General features: G+C 63.1%; 13 protein-coding genes. 4 read left to right on the forward strand and 9 right to left on the reverse strand.

Annotated elements, in window-relative coordinates; translation table 11 throughout:
• Nucleotides 1-5: 5 nt before the first annotated feature.
• The 5 genes from FP2506_RS02495 to FP2506_RS02515 form a co-directional block, all read right to left on the reverse strand.
• Entirely contained in the window at nt 6-425 is a 420-nt protein-coding gene (locus FP2506_RS02495; protein WP_007065798.1) for a MarR family winged helix-turn-helix transcriptional regulator, read from the reverse strand.
• Between the two features lie 391 nt (nt 426-816).
• Nucleotides 817-2,892 (reverse strand): hypothetical protein, encoded by a 2,076-nt coding sequence (locus FP2506_RS02500; protein WP_007065799.1) that lies wholly within the window; start codon nt 2,890-2,892, stop codon nt 817-819.
• A complete protein-coding gene (locus tag FP2506_RS02505; RefSeq protein ID WP_040489328.1) occupies nt 2,892-5,771 on the reverse strand; it encodes a DUF4159 domain-containing protein in 2,880 nt (959 codons plus the stop codon). Before FP2506_RS02505 ends, FP2506_RS02500 begins: the two co-directional genes overlap by 1 nt.
• Nucleotides 5,771-6,682, reverse strand: coding sequence for a DUF58 domain-containing protein (locus FP2506_RS02510; protein ID WP_007065801.1), 912 nt, complete (start codon nt 6,680-6,682; stop codon nt 5,771-5,773). The genes FP2506_RS02505 and FP2506_RS02510 overlap by 1 nt, the downstream gene beginning before the upstream one ends.
• A 29-nt stretch (nt 6,683-6,711) precedes the next feature.
• Nucleotides 6,712-7,725 carry an AAA family ATPase gene (locus FP2506_RS02515; RefSeq protein ID WP_007065802.1) on the reverse strand — a complete coding sequence of 338 codons (1,014 nt, stop codon included), beginning with the start codon at nt 7,723-7,725 and terminating at the stop codon, nt 6,712-6,714.
• Nucleotides 7,726-8,012: 287 nt separating this feature from the next.
• Between FP2506_RS02515 and FP2506_RS02520 the strand changes: the two genes are divergently transcribed.
• The 4 genes from FP2506_RS02520 (at nt 8,013) to FP2506_RS02535 (ending at nt 11,767) form a co-directional block, all read left to right on the forward strand.
• Complete coding sequence (locus FP2506_RS02520; protein ID WP_244404112.1) at nt 8,013-8,621, forward strand: DUF1285 domain-containing protein; 609 nt, start codon at nt 8,013-8,015, stop codon at nt 8,619-8,621.
• 1 nt (nt 8,622) lies between these two features.
• Entirely contained in the window at nt 8,623-9,267 is a 645-nt protein-coding gene (locus FP2506_RS02525) for a CoA pyrophosphatase (RefSeq protein WP_007065805.1), read from the forward strand.
• Nucleotides 9,264-10,511 (forward strand): CCA tRNA nucleotidyltransferase, encoded by a 1,248-nt coding sequence (locus FP2506_RS02530; RefSeq protein ID WP_007065806.1) that lies wholly within the window; start codon nt 9,264-9,266, stop codon nt 10,509-10,511. The genes FP2506_RS02525 and FP2506_RS02530 overlap by 4 nt, the downstream gene beginning before the upstream one ends.
• An 83-nt stretch (nt 10,512-10,594) precedes the next feature.
• Nucleotides 10,595-11,767, forward strand: a complete 1,173-nt coding sequence (locus tag FP2506_RS02535) for a flagellar hook protein FlgE (RefSeq protein ID WP_007065807.1) — start codon at nt 10,595-10,597, stop codon at nt 11,765-11,767.
• A 99-nt stretch (nt 11,768-11,866) separates the two neighbouring features.
• Here the strand turns inward: FP2506_RS02535 and FP2506_RS02540 are convergent, their stop codons facing one another.
• From FP2506_RS02540 to FP2506_RS02555, 4 genes are read right to left on the reverse strand one after another with little or no spacing between them, the layout of a single operon-like run.
• On the reverse strand, nt 11,867-13,096 hold the full coding sequence (locus FP2506_RS02540) for a BatD family protein (protein ID WP_007065808.1): 1,230 nt from the start codon (nt 13,094-13,096) through the stop codon (nt 11,867-11,869).
• Nucleotides 13,090-13,728: a hypothetical protein gene (locus FP2506_RS02545; RefSeq protein ID WP_007065809.1), complete on the reverse strand. Its 639-nt coding sequence runs from the start codon at nt 13,726-13,728 to the stop codon at nt 13,090-13,092. The genes FP2506_RS02540 and FP2506_RS02545 overlap by 7 nt, the downstream gene beginning before the upstream one ends.
• Nucleotide 13,729: 1 nt before the next feature.
• Nucleotides 13,730-14,656, reverse strand: coding sequence for a VWA domain-containing protein (locus FP2506_RS02550; protein ID WP_007065810.1), 927 nt, complete (start codon nt 14,654-14,656; stop codon nt 13,730-13,732).
• Nucleotides 14,656-15,609 (reverse strand): VWA domain-containing protein, encoded by a 954-nt coding sequence (locus tag FP2506_RS02555; RefSeq protein WP_007065811.1) that lies wholly within the window; start codon nt 15,607-15,609, stop codon nt 14,656-14,658. The genes FP2506_RS02550 and FP2506_RS02555 overlap by 1 nt, the downstream gene beginning before the upstream one ends.
• Between the last annotated feature and the right edge of the window lie 2 nt (nt 15,610-15,611).

Raw genomic sequence — 15,611 nt, forward strand, 5'->3', positions numbered from 1 at the left:
ATCTGTTACGATACATCATCGCGGGGGTCGTCCGCTTCGTTTTCTCCAGCCACCGTTCCGATCATCTCCTCGCCGCCGATCGCGTTGACGAGAATGCGCAAGCCGGCAGAGAGGCCCTCCCGCTGATTCGCGTCGAGCTCGCCGATTGCGGTCTCGATCGTCTTCATCGGGTCCTTTTTCAGCAGCGCACGCCCGCGTTCGGTCAGTTCGAGCTGCTCCGCCCGGCCGCGACCGATCGTGCCCTTCTTTTCGATGAAGCCCTTACGGATGAGCGTGCGAACGGTGCGGGCGACCGCGCCCGAGGCGAGACCCTGGAAGCGCGCGAGATCAATTGCGGTTCGCAAATGCTCCGGCGCGGTGTGGATGTAGCGCAACGCGGCCCACTGCGCGGGAAAGAGCCGTGCGGCAAAGCCCTGCGAATGCATCCGCCTTGTCAACTGCTCTAACAGGCCGGATATCCTCGAAGTTTCGGAATTCGGATCTCTCTTCTTTCCGCTCATCGTGACCGCCGAGTTTCTGGAAAGAGGCCGTGTCGGTGCGTTTCAAACTTCGCCCGTCAGCTATGCATCAAAGCTCGATTTTGGCGCCCGACCTATATCGGTTGTCGCCGGCCCTATTGGAAACCCGGCTCGGCTCGAAAAACCGGACGACATCGCTCTAACTGCCTTTCCGTTTAGCATGGGCTCTCTGCGAAAGCTGACTGAACGCATGACAGACTGTGACTGACTATCCATGAGGCGCACGCAAAAATCAATCTGGGATAGCTGACTTTTGCGCTCGATAGGTTCCAATCTTATATGTGACGGCGATACGCGCCTATCGTCCCTCGCGATACCAGGTGGCCGATAGAGCAAGCAGCAACACGGCGAGACCGAGGAAGCCACCGAAGAGTGGCGTACGATCTACACCTCTGAGCACCGTCTCCTCGGTCGTGCGAAGACCGATCCAGTTCCGGCCTTCTGCGCTGGCGCGGCCAGAGATCGGAACGACCCGAGGCACCTCGACCTCGTCGCCCGCCGCGATGCGACGGATTGAGCCACGGGTTTCTTCTGCGATCGGCGCAAGTTTCTCGCCGGTGGAGACTGCTTCACGATACTCGCGCGGGTTAACCGGTCCGACATTGGCGAGCGCCCTGAGATCGCCATTTGCAACTTGGAAAAGCCCGAGTTCTTCGGTTTCCAGCCGACCTTCCCATAGACCCGGCTCACCCTCCGACAGTTCGATTTCCGTCGCCTCACCGGACGGGGTGATGATCGTCGCCGGGCCCGGATCGTCGCCGATTGTCTGGCGCGTGACGACAAGGTCGGAGGCGACGGCTTCGGCGCGCAGCGCCTCTTCTTCAAGTTCTGGCTCGCGCATCAGCCAGTGGGCGAGGCGCCGGAAGAGCGCCACATGGGGTCCGCCGCCCTCGTAACCGCGCGACCATAGCCATTCTTGATCTGACAGGAGAAGTGCGATGCGGCCTTCGCCGACGCGGTCCAGCAGGAGCAGCGGCTTGTCGTTCGGCCCATTCATCACTGCGTCGCCTTCAGTGTCGCCGACATCGATGTACCGAAACCACGGGGACCAGTCCGGCGGTTCGACGTTCGAGCCGGGCAGGTCACGTGTCACAGGATGCTTTGCGCCGAGCTCTGAGAGTGTCGGATAGTATGCTTCCTCGTCGATCCCGCCACTTGGCAGGGCCGGCAGGATCGCTTCGAGCGGCGTGGTGGCGATACTGTCGCGACCGGCATATTCCGGCCCGGAAGCGACAAGCATGGCGCCACCGTTTTCGACATATTGCGCGATGTAATCGAAGTAGAGTGCCGGAAGCACACCGCGTTCCTGATAGCGGTCGAAGATGATCAGGTCGAAATCCTCGATCTTCTCGACGAAGAGTTCGCGGGTCGGGAAGGCAATGAGCGACAACTCGTTGATCGGCGTGCCGTCCTGCTTCTCCGGCGGCCGCAGGATTGTGAAATGCACGAGATCGATCGCTGCGTCCGACTTCAGGAGGTTGCGCCAGGTCCGTTCGCCTGCGTGGGGCTCGCCCGAGACGAGAAGCACGCGCAGGTTCTCGCGGATACCGTCTACGATCGCGATCGAGCGGTTGTTGACGTCCGTAATTTCGGTGGGCTCTTCCTCGACCGCGACTTCGAGGATGTTCCGGCCGGCGCGGGGCAACTCGAACGAGAGCCGCGTCTCTTCGCCCACCTGAGCAGTTTCGCGAGAGATGAGATCGCCGTTAAGGAATATGTCCACCGAGACCGGCCCGCCGTCGGACGGACCGCTCTCGTATACCTGATAGGTGAGATCCTGCGGCTCGTCGACGAGACCGAAACGGGGGGCGGAAAGTATCTCGACGCGCCGGTCGAATTCGTCTTCGCGTCCGGTGATGAGGCCGTGCAGCGGCGCAGAAAAACCAATGCGCGAAGCGTTTTCCGGAATGTCGTGCACCTGACCATCCGTCACCAGGATCGCACCAGCTACCCGCGCGGGCGGCACGTCGTCGAGCGCGCCGGACAGCGCGGAGAAGAGCGCGGTCGTTGCATCGCTATCCGGTGTTTCGCCGGAACGGGCTTCGACGGTGCGCACTTCGAATTCCGGAAAGCGCGCAAGGCTGGTTCGCAGCGCCTCGACGGCCTCTGTCGTCTCGTCGTCGCGATCCTCAATCGTCTGGCTCTGGCTTCGATCGGCGATAATGGCGACGACAGATTGCAGCGGATCGCGTTCCTCGCGGAGCATTACTGGGTTAACCAGCGCCACGATGAGCGCCGCGAGCGCAGCAACGCGCACGAAGGCGCCTCGCATCCCCGCGAAGACCAGCCCGGCCGCGATCAGCGCAGCTGGCACCGCCAGGGCAAGGATCGTCGTCCAGGAGAAGAACGGGGCAAAGTCGAGGGACCAGTTCATTATTGACCGAGCCTTTCGAGAAGCGCCGGAATGTGAACCTGATCGGCCTTGTAGTTTCCTGTCAGCACGTACATCACAATGTTCACGCCGGCGCGGTAGGCGAGCTCACGCTGCGTTGGATCGGAGGTGTTGGTGGGGAAGAGGAAGAGTCCCGCATCGTCGACGGCCCAAGCGCTGGCGAAGTCGTTTGAGGTTATCATGATGGACGACACGCCGTCGCCGCCCCGGGCCGGGCGCATTTCGCCCTCGGCGTCTTCGACGAGGCTTTCCACCCAGAGCTCGGAGTCGGTATAGCGCCCGACGAATTCTTCGAGGATATAGAAGGATTTGGTCAGGACATGATCCTGCGGCACGGGCTCTAAAGGCGGTATGTCGAGATCGCCGATGATGTCGCGCAGTCGCATTTCGCCCGACGATGCATTGCCGCTTGAAAATCCTGTCATGGCGTCGCTCGCGACGTCGAAGAGCACCGTTCCACCCTGTTTCATATAGGCGTCGATCCGGCTGATGGCGTCGTCGGACGGCATCGGCGTGGTCGGATCGATCGGCCAGTAGATCAGCGGATAGAAGGCGAGTTCGTCAGTCTCGATGTCGACCCCCATAGGATCGCCCGGTTCGAGTGCGGTCTTGGAGGCGATGAACTGGGTGAGGCCGGAAAGGCCCGATGCTGAAAGATCGTCGACAGCGGAATCTCCCGTCTGGACATAAGCAAGATGAGTGGTCTCGGTTGCCCGGATCGCACGCTCCATGTCTTCGAGGTCGAGCGGGCCGGAGGATGCCTGTTCGCCCGGCTCCGTATCCTGCGTTTCTTGCGCCATGGCAGGGCCGGGTGTCATCGCGAGGACTGATGCACCGAAGGCTGCCGCGAGGACGACGGGCAGAGCCGTTTCGCCGCGGCGCGTCGCTAGGCTGCGAAGACGGGCAAACCCGCCGTTCAGCCAGAGAAGGGCCAGCGCATCCAGTGCGAAGAGGAAAAGTGCCGCCGCGAGCAGCCAAGGCGCCAAGTCCACGGCTTCTTCGTTCTGATACTGCATGTCGGCCGTGTTTGGTCCCCATTCGAGGGCGGGGAGTGGTGCAAGTTCGTCATCCGCGGCGAAGAGATTGATCGCCCGGTAGCCGTCCTCGCTCCCGTAGAGACCCGGCGGATGCGCGGCATCGACCGCAACCTCCGAGCCGGTTTCGAGTGGCTCCGCATCCGGGCCGGGCGCGATGAGGCGCCCATCAGCGGAGAGAACACGATAGGGCGGCAGGCTCTTTGCTGCCTCGTCGGCATCGGCAGGAGCACCACCATCGGCTCGCGATTGTGAAACGATGCGCCTCAGCATGTCGACGAAGGCACCGCTGATAGGAAGGTTCGACCATGTGGCCTCGGCCGTAACGTGAAATAGCACGATTGTGCCCGCGCCCAGGCTTTCGGCGGTGACGAGGGGTGTGCCGTCGGCAAGGCTCGCCCAAGTACGCTCGGAGAGTTCGACCGAAGGTTCGGCGAGCACCTGCCGCGCAACAGTGACGTCGTCGGGCACCGCGATGCCGGCGAACGGGCTCTGTCCATCCATCGGCGCGACGGTCTGCGGCTCGACCCAGGACATGGCGCCGCCGAGTTGACGTTCGCCTTGCCGCAAATTGACGGGGACCAGAGTATCTTCGCCTGTGGTTGCCGCAAGACGTGGGCCGGCGAAACGCACGAGATAGCCACCGTTCTCGACGAAGGTCTCGAGCGCCTCGCGGGCACTGTCAGGCAGGACGCCGATATCGGCGAGGACGACGACGGACGGGCGCTGTTCGAGAAGGTTCGGGATCGCATCCGACAAATCGGCGCTCTGAGCTCGCACGATGTCAGCAAAGGGCTCGAGCGCTCGGCTGATGTAGTAGAGCGGCGAGAGCAGCGGCTGGGCAAGGTCGGCGGCCTCGCCCGAGACGAGCGCGACACGACGGCGGCGGAAGGAGTCGTCCACGAGCCGCACTTCGGCGGCGTTTTCGCGGTTTTCGACCTCCAGACGTGCGATGTCGTTGCGCAATTCTACTGGGATCGCGAAGCGCGCCTGGGCTTCGGTCTCGCCCGTGCCAAAGCCCAACTGCGTGCGTGCGACCTCACGTCCCTGCGAGTCGACGGCTAGAATATCGGCCTGATAGCCGGTTTCGCGGCCCGAGGGGCGAATGGCATCGACGACGAGGGCATCGGTCGAATTGTCGGCGGCCGTCAGCGCGGTGATTCCCTCGATCGAGGGCTCGTATAGAAGCGTCTCGCCTGCGCCGAGTTGGCCTGCGATCTCGGCTGCGGCGTCCGTCGCCTCGGCGTCGAGACCGTCTGAGAGAAAGGCAAGGGAGCCAAGCTGATCGCCTTCGAGGGCTGTCGCAAGGCGTTCGAAGGCGGCGATCCGGTCGACGGGGATCGGTCTCGGGCTTGCCGCTGCAAGACGCTCCAGCGCCGTCGCCGCCTCGACCGGCGTCGCATCGTTGTCGGTGTTCTCGGCAGTGAAGACGAGGGAAACGGGACGACCGGCATCCGTTGCCTGGCCGATGATCGTTCCAGCAGTCGAGACCGTTTCGTCCCAATTGGTGGTACTGGCCCAGCCGTTGTCAATCACCAGGGCGACTGGCCCGTTGCCGGAAATCAGCGTCTCGCGCGGGTTGAGCGTCGGCGCCGCAAGCGCAAAGATTATGAGCGCGGCCAGCAGGAGCCGCAGAAGCGTCAGCCACCAGGGCGACTTCGACGGCGTCTCCTCGCTCTTCAGAACGCGCTGGAGGATGCGAAGCGGCGGGAAGGCCTCGGTCTGCGGACGCGGCGGCGTCAGTTTCAGGAGCCACCAGATGACCGGCAGCGCCAAGAGGCCGGCAAGAACCAGCGGCGCTCCGAAGGATAGGCTGAGACCTGCGATCACGCGCTTCTCCGTGGGGCTTGCGGGACGCCGGAGAGCTGGCCGTGAAGTGCGACGAGGACTTCCGAAGCGAGATTGTCGGTGCGGTGCGCGATGAAGCTCCAGCCGAGCCGCCGGCAGTGGCGTGCCAATGTTTCACGCCGGGCTGCCATGATGTTCTGGTAGTCGGCCTGCAGCGTCTCGGCGCGGCCGGCCGTCAACTTGGCTCCGGTCTCCGGATCGCGGAACTCAGTGCGGCCGCTGTAAGGAAAGACCTCTTCTGCCGGATCGTTGACCATCACAAGGTGGCCGCGCACACCGCGCCCGCCTATTCTGTCGATCCGGGCAAGCGTCTCGTCGATCGGATCGAGAAAGTCCGAGATCAGCACGACCTCCGAATGCTGGCGAAAGCGGTCGTCCGGGGGGAAGTCGTCCTCTGGGCGCCGCGTGGTGAGCGCCGTGGCGATCCTTTCGGCAGCATTCCTCGCCGACAGCGGATCGATAACTCCCGGGTAGCCGATGCGCTCGCCGGAGCGCGATAGAATCTCGGCAAGCGCCAGGATAAGAACCAGCGCGCGCGATTCCTTCGAGACTTGCGCCGCTTTCGACTGGAAGCGCATGGAAGGCGAGGGATCGGCCCAGAGCCATACCGTGTGCGCTGCTTCCCATTCCCGGTCGCGCAGATAGATATGGTCGTCGCGGGCCGAGCGGCGCCAGTCGATGCGCGAGACCTGCTCGCCATGTACGAATGGCCGGAACTGCCAGAAATTTTCCCCGACGCCGCGGCGCTTGCGGCCGTGCCAACCGGCGATGACCGTCGCGACCACCCGGTTCGCCTCGACGAGAAGGTCCGGCATGAGGGCCGCGCGCTGACGAGCCCTGACAAGGGCGTCGGAGGAACTGGTCAGGTCCGTTGTCGTACCGATCGGCATCCGCAAATATCGAGCCTATCGTTTCACAATCATGCGGCGTCGCGCTTGAGAGCGCCGATCACGTCGCGCACACTCATGCCCTCGGCGCGCGCCGCGAAGTTCAGCGCCATACGGTGCTGGAGGATCGGTTCGGCCAACGCCATCACATCGTCGATAGATGGTGCGAGGCGGCCTTCGTAGAGCGCGCGCGCCCTGACGCAGGTCATGAGCGCCTGGGATGCGCGGGGGCCAGGGCCCCAGGAGATATGGTCGTCGGCTTCCTTGTGGCCGTTGCCGGGACGGGCCGAGCGTACGAGGCGCAGGATTGCCTCGACCACGCTTTCGGCAACCGGCATGCGGCGCACCAGCGACTGGATCTCGATCAGGCGTTCGGCAGTCACGACGCCATCGACGGTCTCCTCGGTCGGCCCGCCTGTGGTCTCGAGCAAAATGCGGCGCTCGGCGTCGATATCGGGATAAAAGACGTCGATCTGCATGAGGAATCGGTCGAGCTGGGCTTCCGGCAGCGGATAGGTGCCCTCCTGCTCCAGCGGGTTCTGGGTGGCCAGGACGTGGAACGGTCTCGGCAGATCGTGCCGCTCGCCTGCCACCGTCACGTGATATTCCTGCATCGACTGCAGGAGAGCCGACTGAGTGCGGGGAGATGCGCGGTTGATCTCGTCGGCCATCAGGAGTTGAGCGAAGACCGGACCCTTCACGTAACGAAATGAGCGGCGACCGGCTTCGTCCTGGTCCATCACTTCGGTGCCGATGATGTCCGACGGCATGAGATCGGGTGTGAACTGGATGCGGCGTGCGTTGAGGCCGAGCGCACCACCGAGCGTTTCGACGAGCTTGGTCTTGGCCAAGCCCGGAACGCCAACCAGAAGACCATGGCCGCCGGCGAGGATCGCGATCATGCTCTGTTCGACCACGCTTTCCTGGCCGAAGATCACCGTTCCTACGGACTTCTTTACCTTGGCGATATCGGCGAGGGCACGCTCAGCCTGTTCGACAATCTCGCTTTCGGAGAGCCGTGCCTCGGTGGATGCATGAGCCGTCATGTCAGGTCCTTCGATCGTCCTGCGAGAATTTGGGCGGCGGTGTTGTGCATGCGGATATAGCGCCTCACAACACAATCTTCAGTTCGTTGCCGCGCAGGTTTGCCCGATAGCCCGCATCGTTTTCGCTGCCCGGCGCTTGAAAGGCTGGCCGTTTCGACACCGCCGTTTCAAAACAGTTTCGAGTTATGAAAGCGGTTCGCCCCTTTTGAGGCAAGCGCCGCCGTTGAACACTTTTGTGACCTTCAACGATCGGGTCCTCGATCGTTTGGCAAGGGGAGGGTCCCGGTATGGGTAGATCTCTTCTATATGGCGCCATGATGAATGATACGAACCGAACAGATTCTGCAGGGCTCGCAGCGCTTGCTGCAAGGGCCGAAGGTGCGTCTGCCACAGGCGCGCCGGTCGAGCGGTGGAACCCGCCCTATTGCGGCAAAATCGACATGCGGATCGCCCGAGACGGGCGGTGGTTCTATCAGGGAAGTCCCATCGAACGACCCTCCCTGGTGCGTCTCTTCGCCTCGGTTCTGAAGGTGGAGGGCGATGGAGAGACCTATCTCGTCACGCCTGTCGAGAAGTTGATAATCACAGTCGAGGACGCGCATTTCATCGCAGTCGAGGTGGCGCGACACCTAGAAGGCGAGGAGCCGGCACTGACCTTTCGTACCAATATCGGCGATCTCGTCACGGCCGGTCCCGACCATGCCATTGAGCTTCCAGACGTCTTGGACGACGCATTCACGCCCTATCTCCTCGTACGCGCCGGGCTTCGCGCCAAACTGTCGAGGCCGGTCGCGATGGAGGTCGCCGAATGGCTGGAGAAAGACGCGGACGGCATCTTCCTGAGGTCAGGCGGCGTGCGCTTTGCGGGACCGAAAGGCGGTCTCGCCGATGAGTGACATGGCAAACCGTGCGAGCGCCGAGTACGAGCTCTTCACGGCAGATGACCTGCGTCTTCGTTTCGAATCACGGTCAGACCAGCCGGCGCCGGATCGTGAATTCGGTGATCACCTCCTCAACCCGGACATCGTCCAGCTGATGGAACGCGAGGGTGCCCGCGAAGCCGCAGTCCTCGTGCCCATAGTCGATCGCCGGGACGGCGCGAGCGTAATCTTGACCCAGCGCACGCAGTCCCTCCGAAAGCATTCTGGCCAGATCGCCTTTCCGGGTGGATCGGTGGACAAGACCGATCCATCGCCTGAAGACGCCGCGCTCCGAGAGGCACATGAGGAGATCTCACTCGCGCCGGAGGAGGTTAAGATTCTCGGCCGGCTACCGCGCTATCTAACGACGACGGGATTTCGAATTACGCCCGTCGTCGGCATCGTCAGGCCGGGTTTCGAGCTCGAAGCCAACCCGGCGGAGGTCGCGGACATTTTCGAGACGCCGCTCTCTTTTCTCATGACCGAGGCGAACCATGTCAGGGCCTCGAAAGTCTGGGGCGGCGTCGAGCGCCATTTCTACGAGATGCCTTATGGTGAACGCTACATTTGGGGCGTGACGGCCGGAATCCTCAGAACGCTCTACGAGAGATATTACGCATGACGGCGACCCGTATCGAGGAAGACTGGCTGCGCGATCCCCTGTTGCAATCCGTATTGGCTGTGCTCAATGAGGGCGAGGAGGAGGCGAGGATCGTCGGTGGCCCGGTTCGCAACACGCTTCTTGGGCAGCCAGTCTCCGATATCGATATAGCGACTACCTGTCTGCCGGATGAGGCTTCGAGGCGTATCGAGTCGAGCGGCTTCAAAGTCGTGCCGACGGGGATCGAGCATGGTACGATCACTGTCATTGCCAACGGCAGGCCCTTCGAAGTCACGACACTGCGGGAGGACCTCTCGACCGATGGGCGGCATGCCGAAGTGAAGTTCGGCCGCGACTGGGAGGCCGACGCCTGGCGCCGGGATTTCACAATCAACGCGCTCTACGCGAAGGCTGACGGCGAGATCGTGGATCCCGTGGGCGGGCTTGCCGATATCGAGGGCCGTGTGCTGCGGTTCATCGGTGACGCGGAAGCCCGTATCAAAGAAGACTATCTGCGAATTCTTCGTTTCTACCGCTTCTTCGCTTGGTATGGCAGAGGTCGGCCGGACGCCGCCGGTATCCGAGCCTCGGCGAAGTTGAAAGCGGGCCTCGCGCATCTCTCCGCCGAACGGATATGGATGGAGTTGAAGAAGCTGCTCGGCGCGCCCGATCCGAGCCGCGCGCTTCTCTGGATGCGGCAGGCCGGGGTCCTGACGGCGGTGCTGCCCGAGAGCGAGCGCTGGGGGATCGACAACATCCATCCGCTGATCGACACCGAAACCCAGTTCGGCTGGTCGGCCGATCCGCTGCTGCGCCTCCTTGCGATCATTCCGCCCGATGCCGCGCGGATCGGCGAACTGGCCGGCCGGCTTAAGCTCTCCAAGAAGGAGCGCGACCGGCTTCTCGCCTATGCCGATGCCGAGAACCCAAGCGCTGAGGAAAGCGACGGCGCGCTCCGAGCGCGCCTATATTTCGGCGATCCGACCGCGATAGCCGACCGTTTGAAGCTGGCGCTCACGCTTGCGCGTCAGAAGGAGGACCTGCAAGTATCGAGCCGTCTTACTGCGCAACTCGCTGTTGCTTCCGGTTTCGCGCCACCCGACTTCCCGCTCAATGGCGAGGACATGCTTGCGGCGGGCTATTCGCCAGGGCCCGATCTCGGCAAGGCAATGCAGCGGATGAAACGGCTTTGGGCCGAAGGCGGCTTCGTAATGAGCCGCGAAGTGCTTTTGGATAAGGCCATGTCCGAAGACGCAAATCGTTAGAAGGGTGTTAAATCAATCTTCGGACCAGCGAAGCCCGCTAGCGTGCCCGTCCAACCGAACAACGGACTTACGGGCAATTTTCGATGAGCATCAACGGCGTCTTCCGCACTAGCGTCTCGGGCATGAACGCCCAGTCCAACAAGCTCTCCGCCGTGTCAGATAACATCGCGAACAGCGCAACGACGGGGTATAAACGCGCCGATGTCGAGTTTTCTTCACTCGTCATCAATAGTGGCGGGCGCGGCAACTACACATCGGGCTCCGTCCTCTCCCAGACCCGGTACGACATCAGTACGCAGGGCCTCGTCACGACAACGTCTTCGAAAACCGACCTCGCCATCAGTGGCGACGGCTTCTTCGTCGTTGAGGACCAGAACGGCCAGCCCTTTTTCACGCGTGCCGGCTCCTTCGTACAGCGCACCGAGCCCGACACCGGAGAAACATTCCTTGTCAATGCTGCCGGCTACAAGCTGACCGGTCAAAACGGTCCTGTTCAGGTCCCGGTCGGCGAGATCGTGGCGCCGCAGGCGACGACGACCTCAGAATTGTCGATGCAGCTTCCGTTGAATGGGACCGGGACCCATACGGGCTCTTTCACGGCCTTCAACTCACGTGGTGAAGCGGTCAACGTGTCGATGACGGCGACGCGAACCGGTGCAGACCAATGGGACCTGACCTTCGATGCGCCGTCGGCGAGCGCGCCGGTTACAGTTTCGGTCACATTCGATGCCGCAACGGGGCTTCCAAACCCGCCGATCACAACGGCAGGCAATCTACAGATCGTGCCGCCCGCAAATGGTGGTGGTGGCGCACCATCGACGGTCGCTCTCAACCTGGGGCAATTGACCAGCTACGACGCCGCTTTCACGTTCCAGGCGGAAGCCAACGGAAATCCAGCCACCGGGTTTAGCGACTTCACGATCAGTGATGACGGCCGTGTCTTCGGAATTCTGACGACAGGCCGGCAGATCGAACTCGATCGCATCCAACTCGCAAGGTTTCAGAGCCCGGACCAGCTAGATGTCATCAGCGGCAACGTCTTTCGGCCCAGTCAGTTGTCTGGAGACCCGCAATTTGGTTTCTCGGGCGAACTCGGTTTTGGTGATCTGATTTCTGGTGCGCTCGAGGAGTCGAACGTCGATCTCGCGAGCGAACTCACGGACATGATCGTGACGCAGCGCTCCTATGCCGCGAACTCGAAGACGTTCCAGACCGGTTCGGAAATGCTGGACCTGCTCGTCAATCTGAAACGCTGATTCCGTTCAATCGCCTTCTTGCAGCCGGGAAGCCTCCGCTTTCCGGCTGCTTTCGTTTCCGGCTTTCAAAGGGAGCCTCCTTCCTTCCGGACATCACGTTCATCGAAACGAAAAGAGAGCGCCACTCGCAACCAGCTTTCTGTGGATCGTGCGCAGGTTCGGCGCCGTGGTCTCGTTCCCGTCGTGTCCGTAGAGCGAGCGGTCGAGATCGGCAATCAGCATTTCGTGCGATGCGCCGGAGCGGCGGATCAGTCGACCCGCATGTCTTCGATAGGCTCGCACATCACGGCGCCACAGCGCCAGTTCGAGCGCAAGCCGGTCGCGCGAAGGGAACGCCCGCGCAATCCGTGAACCAAGGAGCTTTGCCGGTAGGAAGCGTCGTCCGGGCAAGATCGCAGCCACCGGAACGAGAAGGCCTAGCAGGGCGGGCAGCGCGAGACCGGCGAGATCCGCGCCAAGATTCTCCTCCGCTTCGTCTTCCTCGATGGCCGCGAAAGCGACGCGTTGAGAGTCGATCACGAGCTCGCGCATATGCCGGCTTGTCGTATCGAACCAAGGGATTCGGAAAGCACGAATCTCGCCTGGTTCAGCGTTCGAGGGGCGTAGCCGCCAGGTCCATTCGACCGTGCCAATCGGACCATTACGCGTAATTTCTGTCGAGCGTTTTTCCGGCGCGATGAAGGAGATCAGCCAGTTGGCAGTCATCATAGGCGGATTGGGTAGCATCTCCGCCGGCTGTCCTTCGGCGACAATCCTGATCGTCCGTGTCGCGGTTGCCCCGTTTGCCATGCGTGAGGGATCCATGTCCCAATCATCCGTCATGACGACCTCTTTGGCCGGAAACCACCATCCGCCGTTGGTCTTCGGTTTTGGCTTGATCTCGATATCGATCTGTTCGGAAACGACCTGATGCTTGAATCGGTCGGACTTGCCCTCCATCAGCGTGAGGTTGTGTTTGAAGGGACCAATACGCTGAACGCCGGCCTTCTGGGGATAAAGCGCGAGTTTCCGCTCCATCGTAACGAACTCGCGGCCGCCGATCCGCCCGCGCGACCACACGTCCCGGCCGAGCTGAATCCACGTGAAATTCGGCAGTTCGATACCCTCGAAATTTTCGAGCGTAATGGTGACATCGTAATAGCCGGTTATGGTGACGAGGATCATCTCGCCGACAAACGGCGTCTCGCTGCCGGCTTCGATCTCCACGAGAAGGCGGGTGTCGCCCTCCGCGACCCTCGGATCGGCCTGCGCCATAGCCGCCGTCGGCAGCGCGAGAAGCGAGAGCCCGGCGAGGCAGACGGCGCGTCGGTTGAAACGCTGCATCACCATGCGTTGTCCTCCGGTGGGTTGGCGAGGCCGAGATCCTGGCGGCGCTCGTTCTCCGCGCGGATGCGGCGAGCGAGATAGACCGCCGGCTCATCTGGCAGGGTTTCGAGCCACCCTTCGGTCGCAGCGGTCATCCGCTCGACCCGAGGATCGAGGATGCTGCGCTGAGCGAGAACGGGTTGGCTTTCGAGGATGTCGCGTTCGGTCGCCTGCGCTTCCGACTCCTCGGTCTCGACGGTCGCCGCCACGCCGTCGATCTCGTTCGATTCCGAGACGACGTCCGCGACCCTCGCCGCGACGAGGTCGCGGTTGAAGCGGGCGTCTTCGTCGGTCGGATCGACGAAGAGGACGGCATCGAAATAGGCAACGCTGAGGGCATAGTCGCCGAGCGCGGCGAGCGACATGCCGCGATTGTAGGTCGCCTCCTTGCCGGATGCGGCGAAGGCCTCGTCCGCAGCCTGATAGTCGCCGGCTTCGAAGCGGGCGATCCCGTCTATCTGCGGGTCATCAACAAGACGCGCGGCAAGGTCCGGAAAGCCGGTGACAAGCGCGATCTTGCCGAATGCCTGGGGTCCGGCAGCGAAAGCCGCTGCCGCCGAGCCTAGAATGCAGGAGAGAATCAGGGGCCAACGCATATCAGGTCGCCCGTCTGAAGAGGAGAAGCGCGAAAGGCAAAGCGATCAGAAGAAGATAGCGCCCGTAATCACGGAAGAACAAGGCGGAGGCGTCTCCACTTGCAAGGTCGCTCGCCGCACGCCGACCGATCGAACGCGCGAGCGCCGTCGGGGCGATCGCCTGGCCGAACCCGCCATCCCCGATCAGGGTGAGACGTTCAAGTCCTGCCTCGTCTGGCGCCGGCATATCTTCGTGATCGCCGCTCGGCTCGACCAGAAACGCGCTGACATGGATGTCGCTCTCGGCAAGATCCTGCGCGGTGTTGAAGGCTTGAGGCGTCAGTTGATCGCCGTCCGTGACGACGACAACGTCGCCCGACAAGATGTCGGCTTCCTCGAAGATGCGGGCGGCGAGTGTCAGTGCCCGGTCGGTCCGTGAACCGGGATTGGGCACGATGTCCTTCCCAAGGACCGCGATCAGCGGTGAGAGGGCAAGGGCATCGCTGGTAAAGGCACTCGCGACATAGGCCTCGCCGGCATAGACGAGAAGCGCGACCGGCCGGCCGGCCGAATTCTGAAGGACGCTTTGGGCGGCGACCTGAGCGTCGTCCAGACTGCCGCCCTCGACGATCGATCGCGAGAGATCGACGGCGATGACGACCCCATCGAGATTGCGGAAGGTCTCCGGGTTGGCGATCCGCGTCGCCGGGCCGGAAAGGGCGAGGATGAGGGCGGCGGCCGTGCCGATCGGCGGCAGGATACGGCGGGCCTTGCCGGGCACGACACGCCCGAACCGCTCCATGGCCGACAGCAGCGGTCGATCAACGGCACTTTCCCAGGCGCCGAGGCCTCGCGCGCGGCGCAGCGCGATGACAGCGAGAACCACGAGGCCTGCGAGCGCGAGCAGCCACCAGGGCCTCAAGAGGATCAGCGATCCAAGCTCCCACATCAGATCGCCCTCCGGCTGGCGATGAGGAGAATGGAGAGGCCAAGGGCGAGGACAGCCGGATAGGGCCAGTAGTCGCGCCGCACGGTGGCGGCCGGCTGATCGAATCCGCTGGCTTCCAATCGGTCGATCTCGGCGGTGACCGCGCGCAGATCGTCGGTGTTGCGCACGCGAAAGGTCCGGCCGCCGCTGAGTTCAGCGATGTCGCGAAGCGTCGCGGTGTCGACGGCGTCGCGGGTCTGCGGGGCCGTCTCCATGTCCTCCGGGCCGAGCGCGATCGTATGCACCGTCACGCCCAGTTGTTCGGCGAGACGCGCCGAATCGCGCGGCAGAACGTTGCCGCTGGTGTCGGAGCCGTCGGAGAGGAGGATGACGACCCGCGACTGCGCGTCCGACCGTTTCAGCCGCTTCAAGGCAAGGCCGAGACCACCGGCGATCGCCGTGGACCGTCCCGAAATGCCGATCGTCGCTTCGTCGACGATCCGCGAGACGGCCGCGACATCGAAGGTCAGAGGGGCGGCCGTGTAGGCGAATTCGGCGAAGAGGATAAGCCCCACCCGGTCGCCTGCGCGGCTGGTGACGAACTCCTTGGCGACGGCCTTCACGGCGTCGAGGCGCGTCACGGTGCGCCCGTCGAGGTCGAAGTCCTCGCGCTCCATGCTGCCCGAGAGATCGATGGCGAGGATGAGGTCACGTCCGGTGGCGGGCAGGGCGTCGACCGGTTCGAGCTTCTGGGGACCGGCGATCGCGGTGACGAGGGCGAGCCAGAGGACGATCGGGATCGCACGTTTCGCCCGCAGCCGCACGGCATCGGCCGCATTCTCCGGAAAGCTTCGGCCGATCGTCGCCGGGACCAGAAGCGCGCCGGTCACCGCGCGGCGTCCCGGCAGGAGCCGCATGGCGAGAAAGGGCAGCGGCAAGAACAGGAAGGCGAGGGGACTTGCGAAACTCCACATCG

This window comes from Fulvimarina pelagi HTCC2506, assembly GCF_000153705.1.
Taxonomy (GTDB): Bacteria; Pseudomonadota; Alphaproteobacteria; order Rhizobiales; family Rhizobiaceae; genus Fulvimarina; species Fulvimarina pelagi.

What these genes read in the sequence shown, in the direction of transcription:
- FP2506_RS02495 (WP_007065798.1), bottom strand. Translation starts at nt 425, where the DNA reads ATGCATTCGCAGGGCTTTGCCGCACGGCTCTTTCCCGCGCAGTGGGCC.
- FP2506_RS02500 (WP_007065799.1), bottom strand. Translation starts at nt 2,892, where the DNA reads ATGAACTGGTCCCTCGACTTTGCCCCGTTCTTCTCCTGGACGACGATC.
- FP2506_RS02510 (WP_007065801.1), bottom strand. Translation starts at nt 6,682, where the DNA reads ATGCCGATCGGTACGACAACGGACCTGACCAGTTCCTCCGACGCCCTT.
- FP2506_RS02515 (WP_007065802.1), bottom strand. Translation starts at nt 7,725, where the DNA reads ATGACGGCTCATGCATCCACCGAGGCACGGCTCTCCGAAAGCGAGATT.
- FP2506_RS02520 (WP_244404112.1), top strand. Translation starts at nt 8,013, where the DNA reads ATGGGTAGATCTCTTCTATATGGCGCCATGATGAATGATACGAACCGA.
- FP2506_RS02525 (WP_007065805.1), top strand. Translation starts at nt 8,623, where the DNA reads ATGGCAAACCGTGCGAGCGCCGAGTACGAGCTCTTCACGGCAGATGAC.
- FP2506_RS02530 (WP_007065806.1), top strand. Translation starts at nt 9,264, where the DNA reads ATGACGGCGACCCGTATCGAGGAAGACTGGCTGCGCGATCCCCTGTTG.
- FP2506_RS02535 (WP_007065807.1), top strand. Translation starts at nt 10,595, where the DNA reads ATGAGCATCAACGGCGTCTTCCGCACTAGCGTCTCGGGCATGAACGCC.
- FP2506_RS02540 (WP_007065808.1), bottom strand. Translation starts at nt 13,096, where the DNA reads ATGGTGATGCAGCGTTTCAACCGACGCGCCGTCTGCCTCGCCGGGCTC.
- FP2506_RS02545 (WP_007065809.1), bottom strand. Translation starts at nt 13,728, where the DNA reads ATGCGTTGGCCCCTGATTCTCTCCTGCATTCTAGGCTCGGCGGCAGCG.
- FP2506_RS02550 (WP_007065810.1), bottom strand. Translation starts at nt 14,656, where the DNA reads ATGTGGGAGCTTGGATCGCTGATCCTCTTGAGGCCCTGGTGGCTGCTC.
- FP2506_RS02555 (WP_007065811.1), bottom strand. Translation starts at nt 15,609, where the DNA reads ATGTGGAGTTTCGCAAGTCCCCTCGCCTTCCTGTTCTTGCCGCTGCCC.